Origin of the sequence: Psychromonas sp., from assembly GCF_047632995.1 — a bacterium.
Lineage (GTDB): Bacteria > Pseudomonadota > Gammaproteobacteria > Enterobacterales > Psychromonadaceae > Psychromonas.
Map to the genome: position 1 here is coordinate 1 of NZ_JBLIEK010000133.1, position 8,418 is coordinate 8,418.

9 protein-coding genes are annotated in these 8,418 nt (G+C 41.7%); 4 read left to right on the forward strand and 5 right to left on the reverse strand.

The annotated features are described in order from the left end of the window. Nucleotides 1-1,075 (forward strand): ice-binding family protein (locus ACJAT7_RS16230; protein ID WP_415227847.1); only part of this gene is annotated, 1,075 nt, incomplete at its 5' end. 145 nt (nucleotides 1,076-1,220) lie between these two features. Here the strand turns inward: ACJAT7_RS16230 and ACJAT7_RS16235 are convergent. From ACJAT7_RS16235 to ACJAT7_RS16255, 5 genes are all read right to left on the reverse strand, one after another. Continuing rightward, nucleotides 1,221-1,751, reverse strand: a complete 531-nt coding sequence (locus ACJAT7_RS16235) for a GDYXXLXY domain-containing protein (protein WP_415227848.1) — start codon at nucleotides 1,749-1,751, stop codon at nucleotides 1,221-1,223. Next, a complete protein-coding gene (locus ACJAT7_RS16240) occupies nucleotides 1,741-2,823 on the reverse strand; it encodes a DUF4401 domain-containing protein (RefSeq protein WP_415227849.1) in 1,083 nt (360 codons plus the stop codon). Before ACJAT7_RS16240 ends, ACJAT7_RS16235 begins: the two co-directional genes overlap by 11 nt. Next, nucleotides 2,823-3,791 carry a DUF2157 domain-containing protein gene (locus tag ACJAT7_RS16245; protein ID WP_415227850.1) on the reverse strand — a complete coding sequence of 323 codons (969 nt, stop codon included), beginning with the start codon at nucleotides 3,789-3,791 and terminating at the stop codon, nucleotides 2,823-2,825. The genes ACJAT7_RS16240 and ACJAT7_RS16245 overlap by 1 nt, the downstream gene beginning before the upstream one ends. A 140-nt stretch (nucleotides 3,792-3,931) precedes the next feature. After that, a complete protein-coding gene (locus ACJAT7_RS16250) occupies nucleotides 3,932-4,534 on the reverse strand; it encodes a pentapeptide repeat-containing protein (protein ID WP_415227851.1) in 603 nt (200 codons plus the stop codon). Between the two features lie 379 nt (nucleotides 4,535-4,913). Continuing rightward, on the reverse strand, nucleotides 4,914-5,978 hold the full coding sequence (locus ACJAT7_RS16255; RefSeq protein ID WP_415227852.1) for a MalM family protein: 1,065 nt from the start codon (nucleotides 5,976-5,978) through the stop codon (nucleotides 4,914-4,916). Between the two features lie 346 nt (nucleotides 5,979-6,324). Here ACJAT7_RS16255 and lpcA point away from each other — a divergent pair, with 346 nt between their 5' ends. From lpcA to ACJAT7_RS16270, 3 genes are all read left to right on the forward strand, one after another. Next, complete coding sequence (lpcA, locus tag ACJAT7_RS16260) at nucleotides 6,325-6,900, forward strand: D-sedoheptulose 7-phosphate isomerase (protein WP_415227853.1); 576 nt, start codon at nucleotides 6,325-6,327, stop codon at nucleotides 6,898-6,900. A gap of 21 nt (nucleotides 6,901-6,921) precedes the next feature. After that, nucleotides 6,922-7,689: a class II glutamine amidotransferase gene (locus tag ACJAT7_RS16265; RefSeq protein ID WP_415227854.1), complete on the forward strand. Its 768-nt coding sequence runs from the start codon at nucleotides 6,922-6,924 to the stop codon at nucleotides 7,687-7,689. Nucleotides 7,690-8,042: 353 nt separating this feature from the next. After that, nucleotides 8,043-8,418 (forward strand): dicarboxylate/amino acid:cation symporter (locus tag ACJAT7_RS16270; protein ID WP_415227855.1); only part of this gene is annotated, 376 nt, incomplete at its 3' end.

Consider the following 8,418-nt stretch of genomic DNA (forward strand, 5'->3'; position numbering starts at 1 on the left):
CGCATTGGCTAATGATTATGCTTGGAGTTTTACCAGCGGAACGACAATAGACAGTGTCGCTCCCACAGTCACCTCGACCAATCCGATTGCTGATGCGACTGCGGTTGCGCCGAATCGTGCGGTCAGTGCTAACTTCAGTGAAGCGCTTGATCCTGTTACCGTTAACACATCAACCTTTACCCTAAGTGCTGGCGCCACGGCAGTTGCAGGTGTTGTAAGCTACAACGACAAAGTATTGACCTTTACCCCGACCAGCATTCTGGCTATCAACACACTCTACACTGCCACGCTGACAACGGCGATCACCGATCTTGCGGTTAACGGCAATCCACTGGCAGCTAATCTTGTCTGGAGCTTTACGACGGGTTCGGAAGTTGCCGAGGGACCTGCTCCGGTAAATCTTAGAACAGCAGAAGAGTTTGTAATTCTGACAAAAACTGGTATTACCAATACCGGTGCGCATCTGTCTGATATCACAGGTAATATCGGTGCCAGTCCAATCACCGCAGCAGCGATGGATAATGTTTTTTGCTCAGAAATTACGGGCACTATCTACGGAGCAGATGCCGGCTATACCGGCAGTGGCGCTATCACCTGTTTTGCAGGGGCTGCGGCTGACAATATTAAAGTGGCCAATGCGGTACTTGATATGGGCACCGCCTATACCGATGCTGCAGGTAGAACAACGCCTGATTTCACCGAACTCTATGCGGGCGATATTAGCGGCCAGACCTTGGTACCCGGTCTTTACAAATGGGGTACTAATGTCTTAATCAATACCGATGTTACCCTCTCGGGCGGCGCAAATGACGTTTGGATATTGCAAATAGCTGGTGATGTTATTCAGGCGAGCGCTACCCACGTTTATTTAACCGGTGGCGCGCAGGCTAAGAATGTCTTTTGGCAAGTCGGCGGCGGTACAGGTGTTGCTCTGGATACAGGGGCATTTTTCAAGGGGATCGTACTCGCTGAAAAAGGTATTACGGTTAATACTGGCGCCACGGTTGATGGCAGACTGTTATCACAGACGGCAGTTACCCTAGATCAGAATCCGGTTACGGAGCCTGCTTTATAAGTAGTTGCTGAAATGTGCTTTTAAAGCTTTCCTTTCCTTTTGTTTTTTAGTGCAAAAGGGAAGGGTTAACCCAAGGGGATCATTAGATTACAGATTTAGGTCTGTGATCTTTTTTTTGTTTATTTCAGAGCAAGAGTAAATAAATTTACTCTTGCTCTGTTTCGATGGGGAGCTTATTAAGCGCTTTATCAAACAGTCCTGCAAGTAATAATTCGCCCTCTTTACTGACTCTAAATTGCCCATAATGTGCCGAACTATAAAGTTTCCCATCACCTTCCTGAAAGAAAAAAGCATTACTGGCAAACTTCACAGCGCCATTACGGACACGATAGTGCAGTAACCGTTCACTATTTTCTGATGGTTGCTGTTGATAGAGACGACGGTAGCTGGCGATATTTTTATTATCTAAACTGACCACCACATAACCATCACTTGCTGGCAGATCATGAGTCCATGAGCTATGTTTCTCTTTTTTGGGAAGGGCGTGATAAATCTGCTCTGCAACAGTAAATCTAAGCGCCATATAGTCGCCCTGCATCAGTGAGCGAGGATCAACGGGGGCAAGCTGAAGATAAACAATCTGGCCATCGTGAAGTTGTTGCTCTTTAGAAAAAATGGACCAGTTGATTATCCCCAAAATAACAATAAGGGCAGTGACAGCAAGTTTACGAAGCATGAGGCGTTTCCTTTTTATCTGCTCTAAAACGTAATAACAGGTAGCGTAAAATAAGTAAAACGCACCCAAGAATCAGCAGGGTTTGCGATTTATCCAGCAAGCTAGCGTGCAGCTGATAGTAATAACTTGAGCTATAAAAAAGCAATGAGACAATACCTAAACTCAGTAGTATGCTGTTACTTGCCGAAAAACCTAAGATCATAATTGCCATCGCGACGGTGATCCCTTGCGCTTGCATTGATAAGGCACAAAGTAACAGTGTAGCCAACACTGTTGTTAGGGTGAAAATAGTAAACAGCGGTTTTTGATGACGCTGTATCAGGTTAAAAACAAGGTATAACATAACGGCTGCTAATAACAGTTCATCAAGCCAAGGATAAGGAGTGGTTGCGCTTGTACCTGTTATCCAATTGATAGGATGATAGGTAAATAGGGCGACGCTCTTGAGTGCTATTAAGGCTAAAATAAAACCATAAGAGAGCGCTTGGAATTTTCTGATTTGAGTCGGATAATGAAATTCATTAAGTACCAACCAACAGGATAAAAAGAGAATAACGGCACTCTCGATAGCGGGCAGATCAAGAAATTTCAGGGTGATTGACAAGGCAATGGCGGTGGCGAAGGCGGACCACACTCTGTGAACAAAATCAGGCATCATTAACGCTAAAAGCAGCTGCATAATTGTTATCATCCCCCATACATAAACAAGCTTATCTTGAGTCGTATCAGCATAAATCGCGAAAACCATTAATGCTTGCCCTGTTAAACTGACGGCCAGCATGAGGTGCTGTAAAAATTCATTTTTGGGTAGCCTTAAGAGGGCAAAGGCGATTGCAATCAGCAGCCCGCCAGTGATAAAGGCCGCCAGCCGGTTTTCTAAAATATCGGCAAAACCGGTAGCAATAAAAGCGAATAAAAATAGTGCCGCTATCCAGCCGGATAACGCTAATAACAGTTTGATATACCAAGGGGAATCACTCTCCCCAATTTCGGGAGGCGTTCCCTGCAGGAGATCGGCATCAGCAAGCTGATCCCAAAGTGGCTGTTTATTCTTCGTCTTAGCACTAGGCATTAAAGATTCTCCTTATGCACTTTCTTCAGCCATATTGCAGCGCTGCTGCCAAGGGCTACCACCATTATCGCCAAAAACAGAAAACTAGCTTCTTGGAAATTATCGAGCAGGTGTCTTGCCGTAAAGGTGGTAATGACTACAATTCCAGACAGGCAAGCAGCTGCCAACATAAACAGATCGTTTTTTATTTTTCGATAGATAAAAAACAGCGCAGTGATAAAGGCAAGCCAAACGATAGCCGCTAGAAAATCGCCCGTGTGACGTGCAAATATCGATTGCAAAACCAGTGACGTGATTGTTGCACCGCTGGCAATCGAAACCAGTCGTACTGGCCAACGCGGCGTTAGCCAATGGAAAGGGATAGCTAAATATTCCAGTGCTATCAGGCTCACTGTATTAAAAATAAAGAGCGACCAAAGCAGCCCCTGATCACTGCTAAACGCGATGAAAAACAGACCATGAAAACTGTTGTAGTAGAGCACGATGGAGAAGTTGAGCAGTGCTAGCCAAAAGATCCAGATTGCCGGGAAGCGGGCCATTATCGCCCAAGGCAAGATAAATAACGCCCAGTAAAAAAACAGCAACCAATGATCTGCGCCCGTTTGATAGGTTTGTCCGTAGAAGGCAAGCAGCACGCCGACCAACAGGCTGGCCAGTAGCAGGGATACTTTGCTAAGCATGCAATCATTAGCCTGCTTGCAGTAGAGTGAAATTACAGCTGCCATTAATAGTTCGATCAAGGCAAACTTACTAAACCGGCCTAGTTCAGTCCAGTTATAAGCAATAAAAAACAGGCAGGAAACTGCCAATGCCAATGCGCCAATCCAGAGTAAAAGGCGGTTAATAAACAGCAACCAAGCAGAACTGTCTGGGGTGATTTTAGCGACAAGTAATGCCGCAGGGATATTTTCTGGGGCTATATTGCCATGCTCAATATAGCCGATGAGCTGCTTACGTTGCGTGCGCATTTTACCTTCCGTAGATGAATGACTAGATGCTTTACTTTATAACAATAAAAATAGATTAAGACAGTAATGTTGCGCATGTTGTTGATTGTTTTTTGAGAAAACTGTAGCTTTTATTGAATCCGATGCTGTTTTTTAAGATATCAATCGACCAACTCAATCCCTAAACTATCAAGCAAACTAACGGCTTCATAACGGCTAAATTTAGCTCTCTTAATCTCATTGTGAAAAATATTAATATTGTAGTTAATCGACTCACTGAAGTCGGCGCCGGTAAGATTAGTTTGACTAAACAGGCTCTCGCTAAAATCGCTATAGCTAAAATTAGCGTCAGATAAATTAGCGCTTCTAAAATCGACACAGTGTGCCTTGCACGATTCAATGACAATTTCATTTAAATTAAGACCGAAAAAGTAGGAATCATTAATAATGCAGTTGTAGAATTTTATCGGTGAGCATAAATCAAAGCTCGGCCAACTGGCTTTTGTCCAGTCAATGCCTATCATTTTACATTCATCAAACGTCACATCTAAAAATTTACTGTATGCGATTTTTATATTGCTAAGATTACAATTGCTAAAGTTACAATCAATAAAGGTGCATTTTTTAAATAGCACTTCACTAAAATCAGATCTCTTAAAAGTGCAACCATCAAATTCTTTATAGGCAATTTCGTCGCCAGACAAATTTAGATCGGTAAAGTTTTGCGATAAATACTCATTTTTTGTGCTTTGCAAATCATTCATGCAGCGCTCTTATTAGTAAAAGTTGGAAGAGGAATTATAACGCTAAAACAGATAGCGATGATAAAAAAAGCATTAATTATGATGGCCAATCCTTTTGGAAATAAGTAAAACTACTTGATATTCATTTTATCACTTTGGGATTAAAGTTAGCTCTTAATCATTCGCTCAGTCAGCATCACTTGTTAGACAGTTTTGACAGACCTGGCGAAAAATGGTGATGATTCAAGCATCTGTATTGGAGTTGATTAATTTGATAGATAGGATCATGACAGAAGAGGCAATGAATATTAATGGTCCGTGTGTATTGCGATATTGAAAATTCTCAGCGAAAAATCAGTGATGGGCTTTGATCGACCCATCACTGTTACTTAACTCGCCCTTATTTTTTTAGGGCTTCGATAAAGGTTTTTCTTGCTGTTTGAGAGCCTTCGGCTTCAGCTTCTTCAACAAGAGTAAGTGCCTTATTGATATCTTTTGCTGCAACTGCTTTTAAAATCGCAGTATTAAATACCAGTTCAGCACTGTCTGTGGGTCTGTTAACTGCATTGATAAAAGTTTTTCGGGCCGTTTTAGAGCCAGCGGCTTCAGCCTGATCAACAATTGATAACGCTTTTTCTATCTCTTCTGCTGCAACAGCTACTGCAATCGCCCGATTAAACTGTTGTTCAGTAAGCACAGGGGCCGCAGCAGTTTTTGCTGTTATAGCAGGCGATATGTCAGCACTTTTTTCTGTTATAGCAAGCGGAGTATAGTTACGTTCATTACTCCCCCCTTTACCTATTACGTCAATTTCAAGCTCAATAATACCCATTGCCGAATGTGGGATAATGGGATCCGCTATATCGGGTGCTACTGTATTGTGGGCTTTTGCAAAGCTTTTTGCCGGGTGGATAATAGTGGTAGTGCCTGCTCTGTTTTGATTTGTTGTATGGAAAAGCAGGTAGGTTTCATTTGCCGCATTATTAGCTTGAGGTCGGAAAATCGTTAACTCGGCTGACAACATATCGCCATCTAGTAACTTTGCCGGTGTATAACTGAATTGATCCGCGGATATGGTGCGAGTGACATTGAAGTTAGCATCTAGCAGGGTAACTTGGGGGGCAACAACTGTGTTATAGATGATGGCATTAACAGATAATTTCAATTCAGTGTCATTGCTGGTTAATTTATAAGCCTGAACAAAGCTCTTGCCAGAATCAAAAGTGTAAACTTGGGAATCACTACTAAGTGGAATCAAGAGATCATCGTTATTGTTAATTTCTTGGTACTGCAATTGGCTAAAATCATCACAGCAACTCGGTTTTTCCGCAAGTATTTCACTGGCTTGTGCAGGTGCGATGAACGAATTGCTATATTGGTCTTTTGGTGACTGCATCGATTGGTTTGAGCAGCCTGCAATTATCAGACTGGTAACGAGAAGAAGTGAAGTTTGTTTAATAATCATATTCAATGACCTGATTTCAAAAAAGATTTATGACTATAACTAGATTTAATGAAAAATCCAGTAGTAATACTTGCATTGTTATTGTGTAATCAAATCTTTGTAGAGCGGCTCTTATTTTGTGCCGTGCTCCTTGTAGCAGGGGAGAACGCTTAAAAGTAGAGGAGACCATGATTGAAGCGCTGTTTTTTGCCAACACGCTGATAGTTCTGGCCCTTTTTCTTTCTTACTTTTACCAATTTACTGTTAATTCACATTAACTCAGTTAATAGACTGTTAGCAATGTTTTAACCGTGTAAAATACTTTTACTACCCTGAACTTGATCACTTAAAAACAAGCAGAGATATTATGAATCTAGCACTTATCAAAGATGAACTATTAGAAGCTGAAAAAGTATTACAGGCTTTTATGGCAGATGAGCAAAACATAAAAAATATTGAGCAAGCTGCAACATTATTGGCTGATTCTTTAAAGCAAGAAGGTAAAATACTTTCTTGTGGTAACGGCGGTTCACACTGTGATGCAATGCATTTTGCTGAAGAGTTGACCGGCCGTTATCGTGAACACCGTCCGTCTTATGCTGCTATTGCCATTTCAGATCCAAGTCATATCTCCTGCGTCGGTAATGATTACGGCTTCGATTCAATTTTTGCGCGTTATTTAGAGGGCGTAGGTCGTCGCGGCGATGTCCTGTTGTGTCTGTCGACCAGTGGTAATTCTGTGAATATTCTAAAAGCAATTGAAGTTGCCAAATCCAAAGGGATCTCAATTGTTGCATTAACAGGTAAAGATGGTGGTAAAATGGCGGGGCTTGCGGATGTAGAAATTCGTGTTCCCCATTTTGGGTTTGCCGATAGAATTCAGGAAGTGCATATCAAGATCATTCATATCTTGATTTATTTAATAGAAAAGAAAATGGCGTAGCTTTTAAGGATAGCTTTTAAAATGTGTGAATTACTTGGAATGAGCGCGAACGTGCCCACAGATATCTGTTTTAGTTTTAGTGGTTTGGTTAAGCGAGGTGGCGACACAGGGCCGCATAAAGATGGCTGGGGTATTACTTTTTACGAAGGTAAGGGATGTCGCAGTTTTAAAGATCCGCAGCCAAGTTGCAATTCTAAAATTGCAGAGCTGGTTAAAATATACCCGATTAAAAGTAAATCGGTGATCAGTCATATTCGCCAGGCCAATCGGGGCCGTGTGAGTTTAGAAAATACCCATCCATTTATACGTGAATTATGGGGGAAAAACTGGACATACGCACATAACGGTCAATTAAGCGGTTATGAAAATCTGCCGATGGGGCGCGCTTTTCCCGTTGGGGAAACAGACAGTGAGCGTGCATTCTGCTGGATAATTGACCAGTTATATCAAAGCCATGCAAGCGAGCCTAAAGATTCCTTAGCGATGTTTAAAGAGGTGGCGGGTTATGCGGATAGCCTTCGTGAGATGGGCGTCTTTAATATGCTATTGAGCGATGGTGAATATCTGATGTGTTATTGCACTAGCAGTCTGTACTGGATAACGCGGCGCGCGCCATTTGGTAAAGCACAATTAATCGACGAAGATATGGTTATTGATTTTCAAAAAGAAACATCAGATAAAGATGTGGTCACTATTATTGCAACGCGTCCTCTTACCAAAGATGAGCAGTGGACCAAGATGAAAGAAGGTGAATTCTGCGTTTTCCATTTTGGTGAGCGGGTGCTTTAAATTGATCTCCATCGCTTCGCTTTAAACTCTTATCTGCTAAAACTTGCCATTCCCGCAAGGGGGTGGCAATATCAACCTCACTTTTTAAGGGGTTAGTCGTTTGTACCTACAATTATATTGTGCGATAAAGGTCAACAACTTAAACAAGTAACGTTTCAGTTATGAAACTGCATTACCTGCGTATTCGCAATAAGTTTACTAACACCAAGTTGAATGAATAGCGCTACGACCTTAATGTTTGCCTCTGTGTTTATTCGCTTAGCCTCTTTTTATATCAGCGATATCTTCGGCTTGTATGATCAAGTCATTCTCACTTGAAAGTAATATATAACAATAATTACAAAGGATTTTGTATGACAAATAATAAACGCAAAATGTCACTGACCAAACGTGTTCTTTTAGGTATGTTTATAGGGATTGCGACAGGATTTTTAATTCGCACCTATTTATCTGATATCAGCTTCGTCAATGAGTATATTGTTGATGGTCTTTTTCATGTGGGTGGAAAAATATTTATTGCCAGCTTAAAAATGTTGGTGGTACCGCTGATTTTTGTATCGTTAGTTTGCGGCACAAGCTCCTTAAAAGATATTTCAACCTTGGGCCGCTTAGGTGGTAAAACCGTGGCGTTTTACCTGGTAACGACGGCAATCGCCATCACGTTGGCTATTATCATGGGTACTATTTTTACACCCGGTGCTGGCGTTGATCTAACTACTGCGACAAATT